General features: G+C 63.6%; 21 protein-coding genes. 20 read left to right on the top strand and 1 reads right to left on the bottom strand.

Annotated elements, in window-relative coordinates:
- Positions 1-252 precede the first annotated feature (252 nt).
- Positions 253-915, bottom strand: coding sequence for a response regulator transcription factor (locus R4P95_RS31120; RefSeq protein WP_007297945.1), 663 nt, complete (start codon positions 913-915; stop codon positions 253-255).
- 72 nt (positions 916-987) lie between these two features.
- Between R4P95_RS31120 and R4P95_RS31115 the strand changes: the two genes are divergently transcribed.
- The 20 genes from R4P95_RS31115 to R4P95_RS31020 all read left to right on the top strand — a co-directional run bounded on the left by R4P95_RS31115 (position 988) and on the right by R4P95_RS31020 (position 22470).
- The gene (locus R4P95_RS31115; RefSeq protein ID WP_317747680.1) at positions 988-2313 is read left to right on the top strand and encodes a HAMP domain-containing sensor histidine kinase; all 1326 of its coding nucleotides are present in this window, start codon (positions 988-990) and stop codon (positions 2311-2313) included.
- Positions 2314-2583: 270 nt separating this feature from the next.
- On the top strand, positions 2584-3690 hold the full coding sequence (locus tag R4P95_RS31110; protein WP_317747681.1) for an NDMA-dependent alcohol dehydrogenase: 1107 nt from the start codon (positions 2584-2586) through the stop codon (positions 3688-3690).
- Between the two features lie 47 nt (positions 3691-3737).
- Positions 3738-4718, top strand: a complete 981-nt coding sequence (locus R4P95_RS31105; RefSeq protein WP_317747682.1) for a R2-like ligand-binding oxidase — start codon at positions 3738-3740, stop codon at positions 4716-4718.
- 81 nt (positions 4719-4799) lie between these two features.
- Positions 4800-5831: an NAD(P)/FAD-dependent oxidoreductase gene (locus tag R4P95_RS31100; RefSeq protein WP_317747683.1), complete on the top strand. Its 1032-nt coding sequence runs from the start codon at positions 4800-4802 to the stop codon at positions 5829-5831.
- Positions 5832-5877: 46 nt separating this feature from the next.
- Positions 5878-6192, top strand: coding sequence for a ferredoxin (fdxA, locus tag R4P95_RS31095; protein ID WP_007297940.1), 315 nt, complete (start codon positions 5878-5880; stop codon positions 6190-6192).
- Between the two features lie 182 nt (positions 6193-6374).
- A complete protein-coding gene (locus R4P95_RS31090; RefSeq protein WP_317747684.1) occupies positions 6375-7874 on the top strand; it encodes an aldehyde dehydrogenase family protein in 1500 nt (499 codons plus the stop codon).
- A gap of 63 nt (positions 7875-7937) precedes the next feature.
- Entirely contained in the window at positions 7938-8345 is a 408-nt protein-coding gene (locus R4P95_RS31085) for an SCP2 sterol-binding domain-containing protein (RefSeq protein ID WP_317747685.1), read from the top strand.
- A 40-nt stretch (positions 8346-8385) separates the two neighbouring features.
- The gene (locus tag R4P95_RS31080; RefSeq protein WP_317747686.1) at positions 8386-10014 is read left to right on the top strand and encodes a fatty acid--CoA ligase; all 1629 of its coding nucleotides are present in this window, start codon (positions 8386-8388) and stop codon (positions 10012-10014) included.
- A gap of 169 nt (positions 10015-10183) precedes the next feature.
- Positions 10184-10984 (top strand): MlaE family ABC transporter permease, encoded by an 801-nt coding sequence (locus R4P95_RS31075; protein ID WP_397504945.1) that lies wholly within the window; start codon positions 10184-10186, stop codon positions 10982-10984.
- Between the two features lie 6 nt (positions 10985-10990).
- Positions 10991-11905 carry an ABC transporter permease gene (locus R4P95_RS31070; protein WP_317747687.1) on the top strand — a complete coding sequence of 305 codons (915 nt, stop codon included), beginning with the start codon at positions 10991-10993 and terminating at the stop codon, positions 11903-11905.
- A 1-nt stretch (position 11906) separates the two neighbouring features.
- Positions 11907-13070: an MCE family protein gene (locus R4P95_RS31065; RefSeq protein ID WP_317747688.1), complete on the top strand. Its 1164-nt coding sequence runs from the start codon at positions 11907-11909 to the stop codon at positions 13068-13070.
- Positions 13067-14071 carry an MCE family protein gene (locus tag R4P95_RS31060; protein ID WP_317747689.1) on the top strand — a complete coding sequence of 335 codons (1005 nt, stop codon included), beginning with the start codon at positions 13067-13069 and terminating at the stop codon, positions 14069-14071. The genes R4P95_RS31065 and R4P95_RS31060 overlap by 4 nt, the downstream gene beginning before the upstream one ends.
- The gene (locus R4P95_RS31055; protein WP_317747690.1) at positions 14071-15069 is read left to right on the top strand and encodes an MCE family protein; all 999 of its coding nucleotides are present in this window, start codon (positions 14071-14073) and stop codon (positions 15067-15069) included. Before R4P95_RS31060 ends, R4P95_RS31055 begins: the two co-directional genes overlap by 1 nt.
- Positions 15066-16193, top strand: coding sequence for an MCE family protein (locus tag R4P95_RS31050; protein WP_317747691.1), 1128 nt, complete (start codon positions 15066-15068; stop codon positions 16191-16193). The genes R4P95_RS31055 and R4P95_RS31050 overlap by 4 nt, the downstream gene beginning before the upstream one ends.
- Entirely contained in the window at positions 16190-17341 is a 1152-nt protein-coding gene (locus tag R4P95_RS31045) for an MCE family protein (RefSeq protein ID WP_317747692.1), read from the top strand. The genes R4P95_RS31050 and R4P95_RS31045 overlap by 4 nt, the downstream gene beginning before the upstream one ends.
- Complete coding sequence (locus R4P95_RS31040; RefSeq protein WP_317747693.1) at positions 17341-18816, top strand: MlaD family protein; 1476 nt, start codon at positions 17341-17343, stop codon at positions 18814-18816. Before R4P95_RS31045 ends, R4P95_RS31040 begins: the two co-directional genes overlap by 1 nt.
- Positions 18792-19403, top strand: coding sequence for a hypothetical protein (locus R4P95_RS31035; protein WP_317747694.1), 612 nt, complete (start codon positions 18792-18794; stop codon positions 19401-19403). Before R4P95_RS31040 ends, R4P95_RS31035 begins: the two co-directional genes overlap by 25 nt.
- Entirely contained in the window at positions 19400-19930 is a 531-nt protein-coding gene (locus R4P95_RS31030) for a hypothetical protein (RefSeq protein WP_317747695.1), read from the top strand. The genes R4P95_RS31035 and R4P95_RS31030 overlap by 4 nt, the downstream gene beginning before the upstream one ends.
- A 66-nt stretch (positions 19931-19996) precedes the next feature.
- Complete coding sequence (locus tag R4P95_RS31025) at positions 19997-21049, top strand: ABC transporter ATP-binding protein (RefSeq protein WP_317747696.1); 1053 nt, start codon at positions 19997-19999, stop codon at positions 21047-21049.
- A 74-nt stretch (positions 21050-21123) separates the two neighbouring features.
- Entirely contained in the window at positions 21124-22470 is a 1347-nt protein-coding gene (locus tag R4P95_RS31020; RefSeq protein WP_317747697.1) for an NlpC/P60 family protein, read from the top strand.
- Positions 22471-22568 lie beyond the last annotated feature (98 nt).

Here is a 22568-nt window from a genome sequence, read left to right as displayed (position 1 = left end):
CCGACGGTGTCGACGTTGGCTGGACTGGGCCTTTGGGGGGTGGCCGGTGCTTGACATGCCCTCACGGCCCGTTGCGCTGCTCAGGCATAGGCGGGCCGACCCACCCACGCAGTTGGCGTCAGCGAGCTTCGATCGTGTGCCATCGGGCACTATCTCATCGTGTTGGCCACACCCGGGGCGCTGACCGCGGCCCTTACGTCCACTTCTGGTTGCACAACCGGGCTAGAAACTTCATAGATCTGGCGACGACGCTCAGTCGACTGTGCTCGTGCCGAGGAGCCCGTAGTGACCGGCCAAGCCGGCCGCGACGACCCGATTCGGCGCCCCCAGTTTGTTGAGCAGCGCTGCCACCATTCGTTTGGTTGTGCGTTCGGAGACGAGCATGTGCTTGGCGATCTCCGTGGTCTCCAGGCCGCGGGAGAGCAGAACCCAGAGTCGAATCTCCTCCACGGCCAGTTTGTCGAGCAGGCTTTGCGGAGGGTGCCGGACAGAATCGAGAAGTACGGTCAACAAGTCAGGTGCGATGACTCGTAGACCGGCGGCCACGGTCAAGAGCGGAGCTACCAGTACGTGTGGGTCCGCCGACTTTGGTAGAAATCCGTCGGCGCCGGCTCGTAACGCTTCCTCGGCGAGCTTGTAGTCCGTCGTCCCGGACAGCACGACGACTTTCGTGTCGGGGTATCGGGACTTGATTTGACGAATCGCCAGCATTCCGCCGGTCGGGGGCATCGTGAGATCGACGATTGCGATGTCGGCGCCGCACGAGCCGACCAGGGCCAGGGCCTCATCTGCTCGGTTGGTGATGCCGCCTACCTCGAAACGGTCGGCGTCCTGCGCCTCGAGGAGCATTGCCAGCCCTTGCGTGAACAAATCATGATCATCGATCAGGGCCAATATCAGTTTCTGGTCGCGCATTGCCTCACCCGAATTAGTGTCATGCCACAGTGATCACTCAAACGACTGGTTGAGTGTAAGTGGGAGGTAACCATGTCGGCCGTTCCGTGGTGGCGCTCGTCGCGATCCAGTATGCACTCGGGCACGGAGGCATTCAGGGATGCCGATATCCGGACGATCCAGCGGATCATCGTCAGCGTCCGTTGTGGTGTCGTGTTGTCGGTGGGGGTGCTGCTGGCGGTGGGAGCGGGCAATGTACGCGAGCATCTCGGGTGGGCGCTACTTCTCCTCGGTATCTCGACCGTGTATGCGCTCACGGGGTTCTACTATCCGTCGGCTGAACTGGGGAGCATGAGGGCGTCCGCAATCGTGACCACCCTGGACGCGGGGCTGTCGCTCGGGTTCATCGCGACAACCGGAGGTAGGGAAAGTCCCACCGTGGCGTTGCTGTTTCTGGTTATCATCGCCGCGGCGACGCGATTGTCTTTTGCGGGTACCGTCCTGCTCTCCCTTGCGCTGGGTGTGTCGTATTTCCTCCTCGCACTCACTGTGGACTCCGCGGGCACGCCGCTCGAAGTTCGACTACAGGCCGGGCTGTGGTGGCCGCTGTATCTGTTGTTCACCGCCGCATTGACGGCGGCCTTTACTTTGCTGACGGAGCGCGCGGCGCAAGCGCAAGCGGCGGCGCGGGCCGAAGCTGCGGCCGAGCACGCGGCCGCCGAGGAGGAGCGGGACCTGCGTGCTCGGTTGCTGAGGTCGTACGAAGCCCAGGAGACGGGCCTGCAGGTCATCTTGCACGAATTACGAACGCCGATCGCTTCGTTGAAGGCCCTGGCCGACAGCCACGCAGCTCAACGCGATCTACCGGACCACGACACTCAACGGGTCCGGGACCTGATCGCGGCACATGCAGGTCACCTGTCGGCGATGATGGATGCGCTGGGGGACGTTGCGGCGAGCCGTCGACCCACGTTCAGCACCGGGCGTCGGCAGCTGGTTCTTCTGCACGATTTCCTGCTTGCCACCGCAGACGCCGTCGGCCTGGTCCCTCCTCAGCTTCGGATAACGATCTCGCCACCGGATGCCCGATCCCGGTTCGATCCCCAGCTGCTCCGACGCGTGATCACCAATCTGCTCGAGAACGCCAGCCGGCACGGACGGGGTGAGCCGGTCGACATCATCGTTCGTGTGAGTCCGTCCGAATTACATCTCGAGATCCTCGATCGCGGCCCCGGGCTACCTCCAGAACTGGCTTCTGCGGTCACCAGGAAGTTCGTGTCCGTCGGTGATCAGCGTGGTAGCGCGGGACTCGGCTTGTGGATCGCCGATCAAATCGTGGTCTCCCTCAATGGCCGCCTGCACTTCGGCGCGCGGACGGGCGGTGGCCTCGCGGTGTATCTCGAAGTGCCCATCATGTGAGTGGCGGGCGCCAGTCCCCTGTGGTACCGCGTATCGAGGCGATGCCCGCCCAGTGCAGTCTCCCCCGGTCAGTCGGAGAAGCCGCGAAAGCCCGGCTACGTGACCGCGCCGCGGGGAACAACTCGGCACACCCGTGGTCAAGCCGTGGCATGCGTAGTCCTGCACCTGGCCCCCTGGGGCCATCAATGGCACGCACGGCTCGCGCGAACACGCCTTGCCCGTTGTGATGATGGATACACGCCGTTCCGCGAGTGAGGGAGTCAACAGCCCGTGAAGACAAAAGCAGCAGTCCTGTGGGGTCAGAACGAGAAGTGGCAGGTCGAGGAGATCGACTTGGATCCACCCGGCGAGGGCGAGGTACTCGTCAAGCTGACCGCCAGCGGACTGTGCCATTCCGACGAACACCTGGTCACAGGCGACTTGCCTTTCCCCTACCCGCTCGTGGGAGGGCATGAGGGCGCCGGTGTCGTCGAGGCAGTAGGGGCGAACGTCGCCGACATTTCCGAGGGTGATCACGTCGTCATGATGTTCCTGCCCGCATGCGGCCGGTGCTCGTACTGCGTACGCGGGATCGGCAACTTGTGCGATTCCGGTGCCGCGGTGATGCTCGGACCCCAACTCGACGGGACCTACCGGTTCCATGCGCGCGGCGAGGATGTCGGTCAAATGTGTTTGCTCGGAACCTTTTCCGAATACACGGTCGTCCCAGCAGCATCGGTGGTGAAGATCGATGACGGCATTCCCCTGGACAAGGCTGCGCTGGTGGGCTGTGGAGTAACGACCGGGTACGGCAGCGCAGTTCGTTCGGGTGAGGTGCGAGCCGGCGACGCCGTCGTCGTCATCGGTGCAGGAGGCATCGGCATGAACGCGATCCAGGGAGCGCGGATCGCCGGCGCCCGCATGATCATGGTCGTGGACCCGGTCGAGTTCAAGCGCACCAAGTCACGCGAGTTCGGCGCCACGCACACCGCTTCGTCTGTCGACGAGGCGTGGAATGTGGTCAGCGAATTCACCCGCGGCCAGCTGGCGGATGTTTGCGTCATCACCACCGATGTCGCCGAGGGCGCTTATGTGGCACCCGCACTGAGCCTCGTCGGCAAGCGTGGTCGAGTCGTCGTTACCGCCATCGGCCATCCAGAGGAAACGACCATCACGACCAACCTTCTCGAGTTGACCCTCTACGAAAAGCAAATCCGAGGATCGCTGTTCGGATCTTCGAACGGTCAGCACGACATTCCCCGGTTGCTCGAGCTGTACACCCTCGGACAGTTGAAGCTCGATGAGCTGGTCACAACCGAGTACGACCTCGAGGACATCAACCAGGGCTACGCAGATATGCGCGACGGAAAGAACATCCGTGGCGTGATCCGCTACTGAGTTCGCATTCTCTTCCACCGATCAGGCGCACTAGAAAAGGAAATGGTATGGCAATCGACCGCGTTATCGAGCATGGCAAACGAAGCGGATTTGGCAGCCTCAGCGAGGGCGGCCTGCGAATGAATTCATTCGCAATGAAATTGTTCCGCAAGGGAAACAAGAAGTTCTGGGACCCCGAAGCCATCGACTTCTCCCAGGACGCCCAGGACTTCGCCGGACTGTCCGATGAAGAAAAGCGGCTCACCTGCATCCTTGCCGCACATTTTATCGCCGGTGAGGAGTCGGTGGCACAGGATCTGCAGCCGTTCATGTCGGCGATGGCCGTCGAGGGCAGGCTGGCCGACGAGGCCTACCTCACCCAGTTCACCTTCGAAGAAGCCAAGCACATGCAGGCGTTCCGACTGTGGTTCGACGCAGTGGGACTGAGCAGCGATCTCCACGAATATGTGGATTACAGCGAGCCCTACCAGCGGATTTTCACCGAGGAACTCCCCAAGTCGCTGTACGCACTGACCACAGACCCGTCGCCGGCGGCCCAGATCCGCGCCTCCGTCACCTACAACCACGTGGTCGAGGGATGCCTCGCGCTCACCGGCTATTACGCCTGGGCCAAGGTCTGCAAGAGTCGCAACATCCTGCCCGGGATGCAGGAAGTGATCAAGCACATCGGTGACGATGAGCGTCGGCACATGGCCTGGGGCACGTTCACCTGCCGGCGGCATGTGGCCGCCGACGACCGGAACTGGGATGTCGTAGACGAGCGCATGCAGGAGCTGTTGGAGCCAGCGCTGCAACTGATCGTCAGGATCTTCGACACCTTCGACGAAATCCCGTTCGGTATCACCATCGACGAGATGACCGATTACGGGATGGACAAGCTCAACCGACGGCTCGAGTCGATCGAAAGCGCGCGCGGCAGGCCGCTGGAGGAGATCGACGAGGACTACTCCCCGATGCAGCTCGAGGACAAGTTCGCCGCGGAAGACGAGCTCCAGTTGTCCCAACTTCTGACGAGTGCCACCTCCTGATCCGTCCGGTGTCGTGTCGCAGTCGCGGGCACACATCCGTTCCCCCGTCTACGCCAACCCTGAAACCGAGGAGCGATCTGCATGACAACCGAAATCTCGACAACCGAAATCTCGACAGCCGACGTCGCCGTCGACCTGCTGTTCGTCGGTGCCGGACCGGTTGGCCTCTTCGGCGCGTACTGCGCGGGTTTTCGAGGGCTCAGCACGGCACTGGTTGACGCCTTGCCCGAGGTCGGCGGCCAAGTACAGGCCATCTACCCCGAAAAGAACATCTATGATGTCGCCGGCCTGCCCGGCGTGCAGGGGCAGCAGCTCATCCGGAATCTCACCCAGCAAGCAGAGGCGTTCGCTCCCAAACACCTGCTCTCACAACAGGCCGACACACTCGAACGCCTCCCCGCCGGGTGGCGGGTCACCACCTCGAAACGTGTGGTGATCGACGCGCGGGCTGTGGTGATCACCTCCGGGGTCGGAGCTGTCACTCCGCGGCCCCTGGCAACCGGGGAGGCCTTTCTCGGTCGAGGACTGCGCTACTTCGTTCCCCGGCTAGACGTCCTCGACGGTCAGGATGTCGTCGTCGTCGGCGGCGGTGACTCTGCAGTGGACTGGGCGTTGGCCGCATTACCGCGGGCCCGCTCCGTCACGCTCGTCCACCGGCGTAAGCAGTTCCGGGCGCACGAGCACTCGGTCCGCTTACTGCGTGAGTCTGCCTGCGATCTGCTGCTCGATGCCGATGTGGCGGAAATACGTGGCGATGATCAGGTTGAGAGCGTTATCGTCAAGGTCGCCGGCGAGTCGTCCGGACGTGAAGTCAAGGCCCAGGTTGTCGTTGCCGCGCTCGGATTCCTGATGAATCTCGGGCCGATCGCGGACTGGGGCCTCGAACTCGAAGGCCGGTCGATCAAGGTGGACAGCACAATGCGGACCACCCTGCCCAATATCTTTGCCGCGGGGGACGCCGCCACCTTCGACGGGAAAGTGAAACTGATCGCCGTCGGTTTCGGTGAGGTGGCTACCGCTGTCAACAACGCAGTGGTAGCGCTCGACCCGAACGCATCCCTCGCACCGGGCCATTCGAGCGATCTGGTTCAACCCGTGCTCGCCGAGGCCTGACCTCGTCGGCAAAGTTTGTCACGCAAATAGCAAGGAGGTAGATCTGATGGCATTCGTCATTGGTGAACCGTGTGTGGACGTTATGGACAAGTCGTGCATCGAAGAATGCCCGGTAGATTGCATCTACGAGGGCGGCCGGATGCTCTACATTCATCAGAACGAGTGCATCGACTGCGGTGCATGCGAGCCGGTGTGTCCCGTCAGTGCCATCCGTCCCGCACAAAAGGTCGATGAGCAGTGGCAGCCCTTCCAAGAATCGTCGAGGGAAGTAACCAAGGATCTCGGCAGTCCAGGTGGTTCGAGTAATGTCGACCTTCCGATCGCCGATTCTGAGTATGTGAAGACGCTCGACGAAAAATGACAATCGTCGATTGAGAATCGCCTCGGTCGTATTTCCTCGACAAAAGAGGCCTCCGCACTTGCGCCGCACCTCGTCGGTCGTGAAATGTGCCGCAACCATTCGACAGCCACTCACAATTGTTCGGGCTGCGTTGTGCCGCAAGGAACTTTTGAATCATCTTCTACACAGAAAGGCAGTGCCCGATGACAATGATGTCGGTGGACATACCCGAGGCGGTGCAGTCCTTCTTGCGCGGCGCTTCCGCGAGCATCGTGATCGGGACAGAGAAGTTGGCAGCGGCGGACGGCAGTGAGGTTCCCACCACGGACCCGGCTACTGGCGCAGTCCTGGCGAACATTTCGGCGGGCGGCGCGATCGACGTGGATCGGGCCGTCGACTCCGCAAGTGTGGCCTTCCAGTCCTGGCGCCGCCTGAGTCCCGCCGCTCGAGGTCGGATACTGCTCGACGTCGCGGACGCGATCGAGGCGCACGCGGAGGAACTGGCCACGCTCGAGACCCTCGACAACGGCAAGCCGCTGTCGGAGTCTTTGTATATCGACGTGAGTCTGGCCAGCCAAATCTGGCGATATTTCGGCGGGTGGACAACGAAACTCGCCGGCCAGACTCTGCCGGTTTCACCGGCGGTAGGAGAGGCACTTGTCTACACACAGCGAGAACCGCTGGGGGTGATCGGCGCGATCGCGCCGTGGAACTTTCCGTTACTGATCGCTTCCTGGAAGGTGGCACCCGCGCTGGCGGCAGGCAACACCGTTGTCCTCAAGCCGTCCGAACATACCTCGCTGAGCGCGCTCCGGCTGACCGAAATCGCACTCGAGGTCGGACTGCCCCCCGGAGTCCTCAACCTGGTCACTGGGTTTGGCCCGGAGGCGGGGCAAGCCCTGATTGATCACCCTAAGGTTGCGAAGGTCTCGTTCACCGGATCGACCGAAACGGGGCGCAGGATCATCACCGCCAGCGCGCCGAGCATCAAGAAGCTCACCCTCGAGCTGGGTGGAAAGTCCGCAAACATCGTCTTCCCGGATGCCGATCTCAAGGCCGCAGCACAGGGCGCATTAGCAGCAATCTTCCTCAATCAGGGACAGGTGTGTTGTGCCGGTTCCCGGCTCTTCGTCCACCGCGAGGTCCACGACGAACTCGTAGCCGAGCTGGAGGCGGCCACCCGAGCGATTCAGCTCGGTCATGGGTTGGACGAGAGCACCGAGATGGGCCCATTGGTCTCCGCGATGCAGCTGGACCGTGTCGAGGGCTTCGTACGCGCAGGCACCCGGGAGGGAGCCACCCTGGTCTGTGGTGGTGAGCATCCGGGGGGCGCGCTCGGTAAGGGACACTTCCTCACACCAACGATTTTCACCGATGTGCGTGACGATATGTCGATCGCCACGGAGGAGATCTTCGGGCCGGTGCTGTCGGTGCTGACCTTCGACGACGAAGCGGAAGTGGTGCGCCGAGCGAACTCCAGTGCATATGGACTCGCAGCAGGTGTGTGGACCGACGACCTCAAGCGGGCTCATCGGGTGGCGCGGGAGCTCGCCGCCGGCACCGTCTGGGTCAATCTGTACAACATGCTCGATCCCGCGGCGCCATTCGGTGGCTACAAAGCATCGGGGTACGGGCGAGACCTCGGGGAGGAATCCCTGCTGGGATACACGCAGACCAAATCCGTATGGATCGGCCTGGACTGACCGAGGGTCACTCGGCGAGATCGAATCGTACGAACAGTCAAACACACGAAAGGAATCACTCCAATGGGCGTATTCAAGAACGATGCAGAGGTCCACAAGTACATCGGCGGGGTCTTCGAGAAGGGCCTGGCAGATCCCGAAATCGGACCCAAGCTCTCCGGGTCGGGCGTTGTGCTGCAGATCAATTACACAGACCCCGACGCGATCGTGACGGTCGACCTGCCCAACGGCAAGGTGTTCGCGGGCGCGACCGACATCAAGCCGGACATCGAGTTGTTCATGTCCGCGGACACGGGCAATGGATTCTGGCAGGGCAAGGTGAACCTGTCGGTGGCATTGGCAAAGGGGCAGGTGCGGGCCAAGGGTCCGGTGCAGAAGATCCTCAAGCTGGTCCCGACTGCGAAGCTGCTCTTCCCCGCGTACAAGGCGATGCTCGAGGCCGACGGCCGTAGCGACCTCCAGCAGAAATGACCAGCGATACCGTTCATCGAGGCCACAAGGAATCCAACTGATGCAAGGCACGATGCAGAGTGCTCCCCTGTCGGTGTCGTCGATACTCCACCACGCCGCCGGCGTGCACGGCGACAGGCGGGTGATCAGCGCCACCGAACAGGGTTTCCGCCGTTCGAGCTACCGCCAGATCGGTGAGCGGTGCGCAAACCTGGCGTCTGCCCTGCACCGTCTCGGAGTCACCGGGGATGACCGGGTGGCCACCTTCCAGTGGAACAACCAGGAACATCTGGAAGCGTACTGCGCCGTCCCCGCTATGGGCGCCGTACTGCACACGCTGAACATCAGACTCTCCGCAGAGCAGATCCGCTACGTCGCCAACCACGCGGAGGACAGAGTCATCATTGTGGACTCGTCCCTGGTGCCCCTGCTCGCGCCCGTACTGCCCGATTTGAAGTCGGTACGGACGGTGCTGGTCACCGGCGAGGGTGACACCTCGGCGCTCGACGGCACAGGTCCCGAGGTGCTTCGCTACGAAGAGGTACTAGCCGGGGAATCGGATGAATATCCTTGGCCCACAGTGGACGAGAACTCCGCAGCCGCCATGTGCTACACCAGCGGCACCACAGGTGATCCCAAGGGCGTGGTGTACAGCCACCGATCCATGTATCTCCACTCGATGGCGGCATGCACCGGAAACGGCTTGGGTATTTGCGAGTCCGACCGCGTCCTGCCGATCGTGCCGATGTTTCATGCGAATGCGTGGGGCCTGCCCTACGCGGCGCTGATGGCGGGGGCCGAATTGCTCATGCCGGACAGGTTTCTGCAAGCAGGTCCGCTCACACAGATGGTCCACACGGAGCGGCCCACCGTCGCCGGTGCGGTGCCCACGATTTGGAACGACGTGCTCCTGCATGCCGAGAAGAATCGGGCATTGGACTTCTCGTCGCTGCGGCTGGTGGCCTGCGGCGGATCGGCGGTGCCACGCTCGTTGATGGAGGCATTCGAGGAGCAGCTCGGGGTCACCGTCTTGCAGGCATGGGGAATGACCGAAACCTCGCCGCTTGCTTCGGTCGCACGGCCGCCGGTGGGGGCTTCCCCCGAACAGGCCTGGCGCGTGCGGTCGACACAGGGTCGCGCCGTGTGTGGAGTCGAGATGCGAATCGTCGCAGATGACGGCGCGGTGTTGCCGCACGATGGCGAGGCTGTGGGCGAGTTGGAGGTTCGCGGACCCTGGGTCGCCGCCTCGTATTACAAGGTGGCGGACGAGGACAGGTTCCACGATGGTTGGCTGCGAACCGGCGACGTCGGTCACATCGACCGCGGAGGCTTCCTGACCTTGACGGACCGGGCGAAGGATGTGATCAAGTCCGGTGGCGAGTGGATCTCCTCGGTGCAACTGGAGAACATCCTGATCGGGCACCCCGATATCTTCGAGGCTGCGGTGATCGCCGTACCGGACCCGAAATGGCAGGAACGTCCGCTCGCGGTCATTGTGCTGCGGGAGGGGTCGGCTATTGCTCCGAAGGAGCTGCAATCGTGGCTCGCCGACAAGGTTCCGCGCTGGTGGCTACCCGAACGATGGACGTTCATCGAGCAGGTCCCCCGTACCAGCGTGGGAAAGTTCGATAAGAAACTGCTGCGCGCGGACCACGCGGACGGCAGGCTGACAATCACGAATGTGGGGTGACCGGTTCTACCCATGTGCATGCGGATACGGCCCCGCGAAAGCTGTTATCGCGGGGCCGTATCCCCGCTCTCCCCATGGCTCTCCCCACGCCTATCGGGCTTCATGCTGAACACATCGAATTGGCGCGGCTCACATTCGGGCACCCAATTCATGAGCACGGAGGACTAACGTGCAACTGCTCGACAGATCGGTCACGCCTGGCGAAAGAAGCGCCAAGGCGAGGGCGGCACTACGGGTGGCGCCACGCGCGGTGGGCGCCTTCTACGCGAGCTCACTCGAGACGTATCGCTGCATGTTCAAGCGGCCGTTTCACCTGCGGGAGTTCCTCCAGCAGGCTTGGTTCATCGCCAGTGTGTCGATCATGCCCGCGCTGTTGATGGCAATCCCGTTCTGCATGATGTTCGTCTACCAGATCAACATCCTCCTCGCCGAGATCGGTGCGGTCGATCTCGCCGGGGCCGGCGCCGGTGTCGCGATCGTCCGGGAAATCGGCCCCATCGTCACGGTTTTGGTGGTGGCCGGCGCCGGTTCTACGGCGATCTGCGCGGATCTGGGTTCGCGAACAATTCGCGAGGAGATCGACGCGATGAAAGTTCTCGGCATCGATCCCATTCACCGTCTCTGTGTTCCGCGGGTGTTGGCGTCGACTCTCATCGCGATCTTCCTCAACGGTCTGGTCTCGGCGGTCGGCCTCGTCGGCGGGTACATCGCCACCGTGTACATGCAGGGCGCATCACCCGGGCAGTACGTCACGGCGATCTCCATCATTACCGGTCTCGGTGATTTCTTCGTCGCCGAGATCAAGGCTGCCGTGTTCGGCATGCTCGCCGGGTTGGTTGCATGCCATCTCGGCCTGAACGTAAGGGGCGGGCCGAAAGGCGTGGGAGACGCCGTCAATCAGACGGTGGTGTTCAGCTTCCTGCTGCTGTTTCTGGCGAACTCAATCATCACCACCTTGGCAATGCACTGACTACCTATGAACTCTTTGCAGAAATTGCACGTAAATGACGACGGGAATCTCGTGTCGAAATCGAACCAGCCTTCGGGTACCCGGAAAGCCCGAGCCGTCGCGCTCACGGTGATTGATGCGCCGGTCGGCCATCTGGAGGAGATGGGCCGACAGTTCTCCTTCTACAATCATACGATCGCGGCGATTCCGCGAACGTTCCGCCGTTATCGCGCCGAAACGGTACGGCTACTCGCGGAAGTGAGCATGGGTACCGGAGCGCTGGCGGTGATCGGCGGGACTCTCATGGTCATCTCGTTGCTGACCGCCGCGGTCGGTTACGAGGTCGGCCAGCAGGGGGCCACCTCTCTCGGTCGCGTCGGGATCGGCGCATTGTCCGGCTTCATCTCCGCATTCTTCAATACCCGGGAGGCGATCCCGGTGATCGCCGGGATCGCGTTGACCGCGACTGTCGGTGCCGGATTCACCGCACAACTCGGTGCCATGCGGGTCAGTGAGGAGATCGACGCGATGGAGACGATGTCGATTCCGTCGCTGCCCTACCTGGTCACGACCCGGGTGATGGCGGGGGTGATCGCGGTGATCCCGCTCTACTCGGTGGCATTGTTCGTCGGTTACGCCGCGACCCAACTGGTCACCGTCTACATGGTCGGGGAGGCGAAGGGAACGTTTTGGCACTACTTCAACGTATTCCTCGTTCCCAGCGATGTGATCTGGTCGGCGGTGAAGGTGGTGGCGATGTCCGTGGTGGTGATGTGCGTGCATTGCTATCACGGGTACAACGCCAGTGGTGGTCCGGCGGGGGTGGGTGTCGCGGTCGGCCGGGCGGTCCGGACGTCGCTGATATCCATCATGGTGATCGACCTGCTCATCGGTATCGCGGTCTACGGCGGCTCCGCTGGGGCAGTGAGGGTGTCGGGCTGACATGAGTGGACACCTTGCAGAACGCAGCCGGAAAGCCTACGTTGCACTCGGTCTCGTCATGGTCGCAGTAGGAGCACTCGCGACCGCTACCTCCGTCGCCGTATACCGGGGAAGCTTCACCTCCGCAGTCCCCGTCAAGCTCTACTCCACCCGAGCGGGCCTGATGCTCGAACCCGGCTCGGACGTGAAGATGCGCGAGGTCGTCGTCGGCCGGGTCACGGAGGTGAAACTGGTCGACGGGCGCGCCGAGATCTCGATGGACATCGACAAAGGACGTGCGCAGTCGATCGCCGCGAACGTCTCCGCCGCGATCGACCCCACCACCTTGTTCGGCCGCAAGTTCGTCACCCTCGCCCAACCGGACTCTCCTTCGCCGGAGCCCCTCTCTGCCGGCACGGTCCTGTCGACAGGACGGGTGGCCACGGAGGTGAACGACCTCCTCGAGTCGTTGGTCACCGTGCTACGGACGGTGGAACCGGAGAAGGTCAACGGAACGCTCAATGCACTCGCCACGTCGCTACACGGCCGCGGCGACCAGCTCGGTGACACGTTGGTCGAACTCAATACCTACCTGGCGAGCTTCAACAACAGCCTGCCCACCCTGCGGCGCGACCTGGTACGCGGAGCCGAGACCACCGACGTCCTCGCGGCCGCGGCACCGGACGTGATGGAAACGGTCGACCACGCGAGCACGACGGCGACGACCCTCACCGACCGCCAAGACCAGTTCACGGCATTCCTGCTCAGCTTCACCAACTTCGGCAACAGCGGACGCTCCTTCTTCGAGGCCAGCGGAACCCCGCTGACCGAGTCGCTGTCCTCCCTGGCCCCGACCACCGCACTGCTGGCGCAACGGGCGCCGACGCTGCCCTGCCTGGTCGAGAGCCTCGTGCAGACCAACACCTACCTCGAGCGCACAATCGGCGGTAGTGATCAGCCCGGATTGAACATCCTCGGCACCCTGCTGATGGGGGATCCGCCGTACACGAATCCGGCCAACCTCCCGGTGGTGCGTGCCAATGGACCGGTCGCCTGCTACGACTGGACCCAACCGCAGGGACACACCGATTTCGACGACGGCAGTGCCGCCTACCGACCCGCACGCACCCCGATGGATCTGATCGGAAACCCCTTCGCGCAGTTCTTCCTAGGAGGTCTGCGATGACGAAGACGTCACCCAGCCTGAAGTTGCTGATCTTCGTACTGGTGACCACCCTGACGGGATTCGGTGTCGCAACGGTAGTCGGGAACCTCCGTTTCGGCAGCACACACACCTACAGTGCGGTCTTCACCAGCGCATCCGGCCTCGGAAGCGGTTCAGACGTGCGGGTGGCGGGAGTGCCCATGGGGAAGGTCACCGACGTCTCGGTGAACTCCGACGGCACGGCGTTGGTCACCTTCTCCCTCTCGACCGAGCGCCCGCTGACCGCGGCGACCGAGGCGAAGATCAAGTACAAGAATCTGATCGGCGACCGCTATGTCGACCTGTCCCCGGGATCCTTCGACCCGAGCCCGCTCCAGGATCCGATACCACTCGCTCAGACAACGGCTGCCTTGGATCTCGACCAGGTCGTCAACGGCTTTCGTCCCCTGCTCCAGGGCCTGGATCCGGACCAGACCAACCAACTATCCACGTCATTGATCCAGGTGCTCAACGGGCAGGAAGCCAGCATCAGCCAACTGATCTCCCAGATCGACACCTTCACCAACGCACTCGCCGACCGCGACCAGGCCATCGGCCAGGTCATCGCGAACTTCAACACCGTGCTCGGGACCGTCAACAACCGACGCGACCAATTCGCAACCCTGGTCGACCAACTACAACAACTGGTCGCCGGCCTCAACGACGACCGGGATCTGATCAGCCACTCACTGGGCCAGATCGACGACGCCTCGAAGGCCATGGCGACCGTTCTCACGGAGAACCGGCCCACCATCGCCCAGGATGTGTCCGCGCTCGGCGACCTGGCCGGCCAGCTCAACACACAGACCGACACCGTGAATCTCATTTTGAGCAAGCTTCCCGAGACCTACCGGCTGACCGCGCGGGCAGGCGGATACGGAAGCTTCGTCAACTTGTTCGTATGCGGACTGGCAATCAAGTACGCGCAGGGCCCGGGCGGAGTCACGCCGATGTTCACCGCGCCCGCCGAAAGGTGCAAGTGATGGCAACCAAGTCGTTCCTCGAACGGAACCCGATCCGACTCGGTGTGATCGGAACCCTCGTCCTCGTCGGCGTCCTCGCCGTCGCACTCAACTTCGACACCATCCCGGGCCTCGGCGCGAAGACGTACCATGCCGAGTTCCTTGACGCCAGCGGCCTCGTGGTGGGTGACACCACCCAGATCGCCGGCGTCAAGGTGGGCAAGGTGCGGGAGATCTCCCTAAACGGAGACAAGGTCGACGTCGAATTCGACGCAGACAGCGGGAACGCGCGCCTGGGCAACGACACTCGTGCTGCCATCAAGGTCGAAACCGCACTCGGGCGCCGATACATCGAACTGACCCCGGAGGGAGAGGGTGAGATGGGGCGAGGCGACACCATCCCGTTCTCACGCACCACGTCCGGTTACGACGTCACCCGCTCGCTCGAAGAAGTAACCGACAAGCTCTCCCAGACGGACACCGTCGATTTGTCCGGTGCCCTCGACCAACTCTCGGCGGTCGAGCAGGCCCTGCCACCCGACCTGAAGTCATCGCTGACCGGCCTGTCCCGGTTGTCCGAGACGGTGGCAAGCCGGGACGCGGACCTGCGTCACCTTCTGACAAACACCGCAGGCGTCAGCACCGTACTCGCCGAGCGCAGTCAACGGGTGGCAGACCTGTTCGGTCAGGGACACACCTTGTTCGATGCCCTCAACCAACGCGCCGACTCCATCCACCGCATCCTCGTGCAAACCCGCCAGATCGCCGACGAACTGACCGCCCTCGAGCGGGACAACGAGGCCACACTTGCGCCCACTCTCGAACAGATGGACACCTTGGTCACGACCTTGAATAGCAACTACGACAACATCAACGCCTCCCTGACCGGGCTCGAGCGTTACTCCCAGCAGATCGGCGACGTCTTGGGCAGCGCACCGTTCTTCAGCGCTCTCCTGCACAACATCCTTCCCGCGAACCTGGCCGGTCAGGTTCCCGGCAGCCTCGGAGGTCCCCGATGATGGCCACGAGGACCACCTCGCGTGTGCCGGCGAAGATTCTGCTTCTCGTCGTGATCGTCGCCGCCCTGGTACTGGGCACCGGAGCCTGGGTCGCCGGGCACTCCACGCACCACATCACCGCCTTCTTCCGCAGCACGAGCGGACTCTATATCGGCGACCGTGTCATGATCCTCGGCGTCGAAGTCGGCCAGATCAACGACATCGTGCCCGAAGGCGACCAGGTCCGCGTCGAATTCAGCTACAACGGACAGTACGACGTCCCCGCCGACGCCAAAGCTGCCATTGTCGCCCCGGTTCTGGTCACCGGTCGGTACATCCAACTCGCCCCCGCGTACGTCGGCGGCGACAAGATGGCAGACGGGCAAACGATCCCCGTCGAGCGCACCGCAGTTCCAGTCGAATTCGACGAGGTCAAGGAACAGGTCGTCAAGCTCACACAGGACGTGGGACGCACACCCGAGAACCCCGACGGTTCGCTCAACCGCTTCGTGACAAACACCGCGGATGCTCTCCGCGGTAACGGGCAAACCCTGCACGACTCGCTGGTACAGCTCTCCGACGCCACCAGCACCCTCAGCAAAGGCGGCGAAGATCTGTTTGGCTCGGTCCGAAACCTGCAGACCTTCACCTCCGCCCTGGCCGCCAACGAACAACAGATCACCGCGTTCAGCCATGAACTGGCCACGACGTCGTCGATGCTCAACGACAACCGCACCGAACTCGACGCCCTGCTCAACAGCATGCTCGCGACGATCAACGAGGTCACCGCGTTCCTTCAGAACAACCGTGGGGCACTGACCACCGACGTCGGCAAGCTCACCGACCTCACCCGCCAGCTCGTCGACCGGGAAGACACCCTCGCCTCGATCCTGCACACCGCGCCGACCTCACTGTCGAACTTCTACAACATCTACGATCCCGACTCGAACTCGCTGACGGCCGCGATCGCAGTATCCGACCTTCCCCCCGACCCCCGATCGCTGATTTGCGCGTTGCTCACCACCGCCAATGCGCCGGCCGACGAATGTTCCAAAGCCACCGGTGCGCTCGCCAACGGATTGGTCCAGAAGGCGGTGGCACCGGCACCGGCACCGGCACCGGCACCGAGCGGGGGAACACGATGATCTCGCTCAGACGACTGAGTGCCTGCACCGCCCTGACACTCGGTGTGGCGGTGACCGTTACCGGCTGCCGCTTCGACGGAATCAACTCGATCCCATTGCCCGGCAACGCCATCAGCGGTGACACCTACGAAGTCACGGTCGAACTGGCCGACATTCAGAATCTGGTGGGCAACTCCCCCGTGAAGGCCGACAACGTGATCGTCGGAAACATCGCCCGCATCGGTGGGGAGAACTGGATCGCGCGCCTGACACTCGAACTGCGCGCGGACGCACAGATCCCGGCGAACGTCGGCGCGAAATTGGCGCAAACCAGTGTTCTCGGTTCCCAGTACCTGGAGCTGTCGGTTCCCTCCGGTGAACAACCGGTCGGGACGCTGACGGACGGCGCCGTCATTCCCATCGCCCGCACCAGCCAGTACGCGTCGACCGAAGAGGTTTTGTCGGCACTGTCGTTGGTGCTGAATGGCAGCGGACTGCAGCAAATCCGCACGGTCACCTCCGAACTCGTTCGGGTGCTCGACGGTAGGGAACAGAACCTGCACGAGCTGTTCGGCAACCTCGAGACCGTCATGGGAAACCTCGACCGACAACGCGCGGATATCGTCCGGGCGATCGATGGACTCGACCGCCTCGGCGCCGAGGTCGCGGCGCAGAACGCCACCCTCGATCGCGGCATCGAGACGATCACCCCAGCGGCACAGGTACTCAACGATCAGCAGCAGCAGCTGACGACGATGCTGACCAGTGTCGGCCAGTTCGGCGACGTCGCGACCAAGGTCCTCAATGGTAGCCGCGAGGATCTGCACGCCAATCTCACTGCCCTGCAGCCGACCCTGAGCCAACTCGCCTCGGTAGGCGATTCCATCCCCGAGGCCCTCAAGATCGCTGCCACGATTCCGTTCCCGGTCGAAACCACGGATCGGGCGATCCGAGGCGACTACGTGAATTTGTTCCTCACCCTCGATCTGACTGCCGAGACGGTGGGCGGCAAGGTCCTCGGAAGCATCCCGGTGTCCGAACTGGCGGGACTGAACCCGGCGCGGCAGGCGGCGAACCCGCTACTCGTTCCCACCCAGCGGCCCGCGAGCGCACCACCGGCCGCGACCCCGGCCGCCGGTACGCTCCAACCGCAGGGAGGTCAGCGCTGATGCGCACGAAACTGGTCCGCACCCAACTCGTGATCTTCACCATCGTCGCGGTCGTCGCCGTCGCCAATTCCGTCTACAGCTACATGGGCTTCAACCGGCTCTCGGGTATCGGAATGTACTCGGTCGATGTCGAACTCGAACGCGCCGGCGGCCTGTACGCGAACGCCCTCGTCACCTACCGCGGTGTCGATGTCGGTGTGGTCAGGTCGCTCGACGTGACCCCCGATCACGTGACCGTGCACCTACAACTGGACTCGGACCACCCGATCCCGACATCGACCGACGCCTACGTGCGCAGCGTCTCGGCGATCGGCGAACAGTACGTCGATCTGGTGCCGACCACATCCCAGGGTCCGTTCCTGGCCGACGGCGACGTCATCGATCGATCCCGGACAACGTTGCCGGTGCCGGCAGCGCAGGTCGTCGACGAGGTCAGCACCCTCCTCGACGGACTGCCGAAGGACGACTTGAAGGCCACGGTCGACGAGGCCTACACCGCCTTCGACGGTGCCGGTCCCACCCTCTCGCGTCTGATCGACTCGTCCCGCCCGCTCATCGCCCTCGCCCAGGCCAACCTGGGCCCGACCACCACCCTGATCAACGACGCGGAACCGGTTCTGACGGCGGTGAACACAGCGGGTCCCGATATCGCCAGCTTCTCCACCGACCTGACCTCGTTCACCGAGCAGCTGACCATGAACGACGCTCAGATCCGAGGAACCCTCGACAACGGTCCCGCCTTCTTCGATGCGTTCGGCGGCACACTCGCCGACCTGCAGCCGTCGCTGCCGCTGCTGCTGGCGAATCTGCAGAGCGTCGGAGAGGTATTGCGAGTCAACGTTCCCGGTATCCGCCAGATCCTGGTGATCTACCCGGCAATGTCCGCCGCGATCAATCACATGCACCAGGGTGTACAAGGCGCGGACCGCACCTACGGTCAGGGCCCACTCGATATTAAACTCGGCAACACCGCCAACCCGCTGCCCTGCACCGAGGGCTACGAGCAGACACAGCGCCGCGATCCCGGCGACCTATCGCCGGCCGAACCCGCCGCCGACCCGTACTGCAAGTTGCCCCCGAACGAGCCGCGTGTGGTGCGCGGTGCCCGGAACCTTCCGTGCGCCACCGACCCCTCCGTGCGGACCGCGGAGGTCGGCGAATGCCCCGGCGGTCTGCCGTCCACCTGGCCGCAGATGCTGGCCCGGCCCGGGCAGCCCTACGCCCCGGCACCGAGCGCACCACCCGCACTGCCCACGGTGCCGGAGCCGGAACAGTCGGACATCGCTGAGCAGGCTCCGGTCTCCGCGGCCCCGGCGACCTGGTCCAGCCGGCAGGCCCCGACGGTCGCCACCGCACCCTACGACCCGATCACCGGTACGTTCCGCGCCCCGGACGGCGCCCTGTACTCCATCGACGCCACATCCCCAACCCAGTCCGAGGAGGAACTGACATGGCAGAGTCTGCTGCTGCGCTAGCACCGGACACGATCGACGACGACAACGTCCTCGATCGACCCGAACGGCCGCCCGAAACATCGACGGACGCCGCCGAGGACTCCGGTGGCCCCGCCCGGCGGGGAGGCCGTGCCACCCTCGCTGCGGTCGTGTTCCTCGGTGCGATCGTGCTGGCCGGTTCGGTGTTGGGGTTGAGATCGTGGAGCGATTGGCGGACCACCGAAGCCGCCGCGGCCCGTGATGTCGCCGTCCTCGATACCGCCACCGCGATGGCGACCAACTTGGTCACCCTCCGTCACCAAAGCATCGACGAGGACATCAAGAAGGTCGCCGACGGCACGACCGGACCCTTTCACGAGCAATTCGCCACGTCCTCGGGTGGTTTCGGGGATGTGCTGAACCAGGGTCAGGTCGAGTCAACCGGCGCCGTGAAGTCCGCCGGCATCGTCGACTCGACGGACGATCACGCCACCGTCCTCGCGGCAGTGACGTCGACGGTCAAGAACACCGAAGCCCCCGACGGTGAAATGCGGGTCTACCGCATGAAAATGACCCTCGACCTCGTCGACGGTCGCTGGCTCGTATCCAACGTGGAGTTCGTCGCATGATTACCTACATCGCTCGCATCACCTCGTTCTTCGGCACGTGGAGCAGCCGTAAACGCACACTGTTGGTCGCCGGCCTCGGCGTGCTGGCCGTCGCGGCGACAGTCGGCAGCGCGACACTGACGATCCGCGCCCACGAAGGGCGTAGCCAGGAGGACACCCGGCAGCAGGCCCTCACACAGGCGGCGCAACTGGTGCCCGACATCCTGTCCTACGACTTCAACACGGTCGACGACCACTTCACCAGTTCGCTCGAGCACCTCGGGGGCGAGTTCCGCAGCCAGTTCGAGAGTGTGAGCAAGGACGTCATCATTCCGTCCGCGAAGGAGCGGCAGGTGGTCACCTCCGCCACCGTCGTGGAGTCCTCCGTCGTCTCGGTCGACACCGACGCCGCCACCGTGCTGATGTTCCTCAATCAGTCCACCACCAGCACCGACAATCCTGCGCCCAAGCTGGACGGCAGCCGCGTCCAGGTGTCGTTGCACCGCGACGGCGATTCCTGGCAGATCACCGAGATGACTCCGGTGTGAACCACGGCACCGCCTGTGTGATGTATCCCTATCCGCAAATTCACGGACCGACGTAAGGAAAACTCGATGGGTGTCGAAGTTTCAGTCAGCGACCTGACCAAGTCGTTCGGCTCGCAGAGGATTTGGCAGGACGTCTCGCTGACCCTTCCCACCGGTGAGGTCAGCGCGTTGCTCGGCCCATCGGGTACGGGTAAGTCGGTGTTCCTGAAGTCGTTGATCGGTCTGCTCCGCCCGGAGCAGGGCTCGATCGTGATCGACGGCACCAACATCCTCGAATGCTCCTCAAAGGAGCTCTACGAAATCCGCAAGCTGTTCGGGGTGCTGTTCCAGGACGGCGCCCTGTTCGGGTCGATGAACCTCTACGACAACGTCGCGTTCCCACTACGCGAGCACACCAAGAAATCGGAGTCCGACGTCCGCAAGGTCGTCATGGAGAAGATGGAACTCGTCGGCCTCCTCGGCGCCGAAGACAAACTGCCCGGCGAAATCTCCGGCGGTATGCGCAAGCGCGCCGGCCTGGCCCGCGCCCTGGTGCTGGACCCGCAGATCATCCTCGTCGACGAGCCGGACTCCGGTCTGGATCCGGTGCGCACCACCTACATCTCCCAGACGCTGATCGACATCAACGCCGAGATCGACGCGACGATCCTGATCGTCTCGCACAACATCAACCTCGCCCGCACGGTGCCCGACAACATCGGCATGCTCTTCCGCCGCAAACTCGTGATGTTCGGCCCCCGCGAGGTGCTGCTCACCTCGGACCAGCCGGTGGTCAAACAGTTCCTCAACGGCACCATGATCGGCCCGATCGGAATGTCCGAGGAGAAGGACGAAGCCACCATGGCCGCCGAACAGGCGATGGTCGACGCCGGCCACCACGCCGGCGGTGTCGACGACGTCGAGGGCATCGTCCCGCAGATGAAAGCCACCCCAGGGATGCCGTTCCGGCAAGCCGTCGTCCGCCGCCAGGAACGCGTCCGGCACATCATGCACACCCTGCCCGAGAGCGCCCAGATCGCAATTCAGGAAAGTTTCGAGGAACACCAGCTCTACAGCGACTTCGATTCCGCCACCGAGGAACTCGGCGTCGTCGACGTTCATGATTGGAGCGCCCCGTGACCGAACTCATGGCACGAGCTAGCCCGGCACCGGACCTCGAAGACGACTGTCCGATGTAGAGAAACGAGCAAACGATGTCCGACCCCTCCGCCATCATCGCGGCGATCGTGATCGCCGCCGGTGGCGCCGCGAACAACACTGACCTGCCGCCAGAGGTGAAAACGCAGGTCACCGACACCCTGGCCGCCGTCGAACAGGCAGCACCGGCCCTCGATCAGCAGGTCGGGGACGTGATGGCGACGCTTCCCGCCCCCGTACAGCAATTCGCGCAGCAGGGGATCGACAATGCCGCGCAGGCGTTGTCCGGGGTGATTCCTCCTCAATCCCCTCCCGCGCCGCCGCTCCCGCTCCCTCCGGCGGACACGCCGCCACGCCCGGAATCTTCCCCTGCGGCACCCGAACCCCCGGCCGACAGCGATGTCGTACCCGAGCCTGGCAATACCGACAGTTCCGGCGACTCGAGCTGGGCAGACACAAGCGCCACCGACACCGCGTTTGCCGCACCGACCAGTAGCGTGCTGCCCCGCCTCACCTTCGCCCCCGGTAATGCATTCGCCACCTTTGCGCCCTGGTTGACCAAGGCCGGCACACTGTGCGACGGGATCACGGCACCGACACTGGCGGCACTCTATTCAGCGGAAAACGGGTTCCGCTACGGCCCCTCCGCACCGGTCTCACCCGTCGGAGCCAAGGGGCCCGGCCAATTCATGGAAGGCACCTGGCGCAGCTACGGCAAGGACGCCGACGGCGACGGCACCGCCGATATCCTCGGTGTCGCGGACTCAGTCATGGCGTCGGGACATCTCCTCTGCGACATGTACACCCAGATCGACAAGTGGAAGCACCAAGGACGAGTTCGCGGGGACACGCTCGATCTCGCGATCGCCGGATACAACGCCGGGGTTGGCGCCGTCCTCGCCTCCGGAGGCATGCCCTCCGGTAGCCCCGACTACGAGAACCAGACCAAACCCTACGTCGCGAAGATCCGCGCAACCCAGGACTACTTCGCGCGACTGCTCTCCCCCTTCGGCGGACCTGCCCTGTCCGAGCTGGGCGCACGGGCCGTCGAGAGCGCCATGAACTTCCTCGGCCTTCCCTACGTGTGGGGTGGCGGCAACATCCACGGCCCCTCCCAAGGCGGATTCGACTGCTCCGGCCTGACCTCGTACGCGGTATACACCGCGACCGCCGGCAAGGTGACGCTCCCCCGCACCTCCGAAACCCAATGGAATGTAGGGGTCGAACGGCCGATGCCGGAGGCTGTACCCGGTGACCTGTTGTTCGGGAACTGGGGACCGAACGGGCCGGGACACGTCGCGATCTACATCGGAAACGGGCAGATGATCCATGCACCCACGACCGGCGACGTCGTCCGTGTGGGCCCGGTGTTCGACGACATGAAGGCGCGCCGGGTGTTCTGATGCGCACAGTGATCCTGTTGTTTTTGTAGGTTCTCGTGATTGATGTCGCTTTTCTCATTGATCTGTCGCCCCGATGTCGCTTCCGACATTTTAGTGAG

Source organism: Rhodococcus sp. IEGM 27 (assembly GCF_033142305.1).
Taxonomy (GTDB): Bacteria; Actinomycetota; Actinomycetes; order Mycobacteriales; family Mycobacteriaceae; genus Rhodococcus_F; species Rhodococcus_F oxybenzonivorans.
Note: the sequence above shows the minus strand (reverse complement) of the source record. Positions and strands in the feature narration are given on the sequence as shown.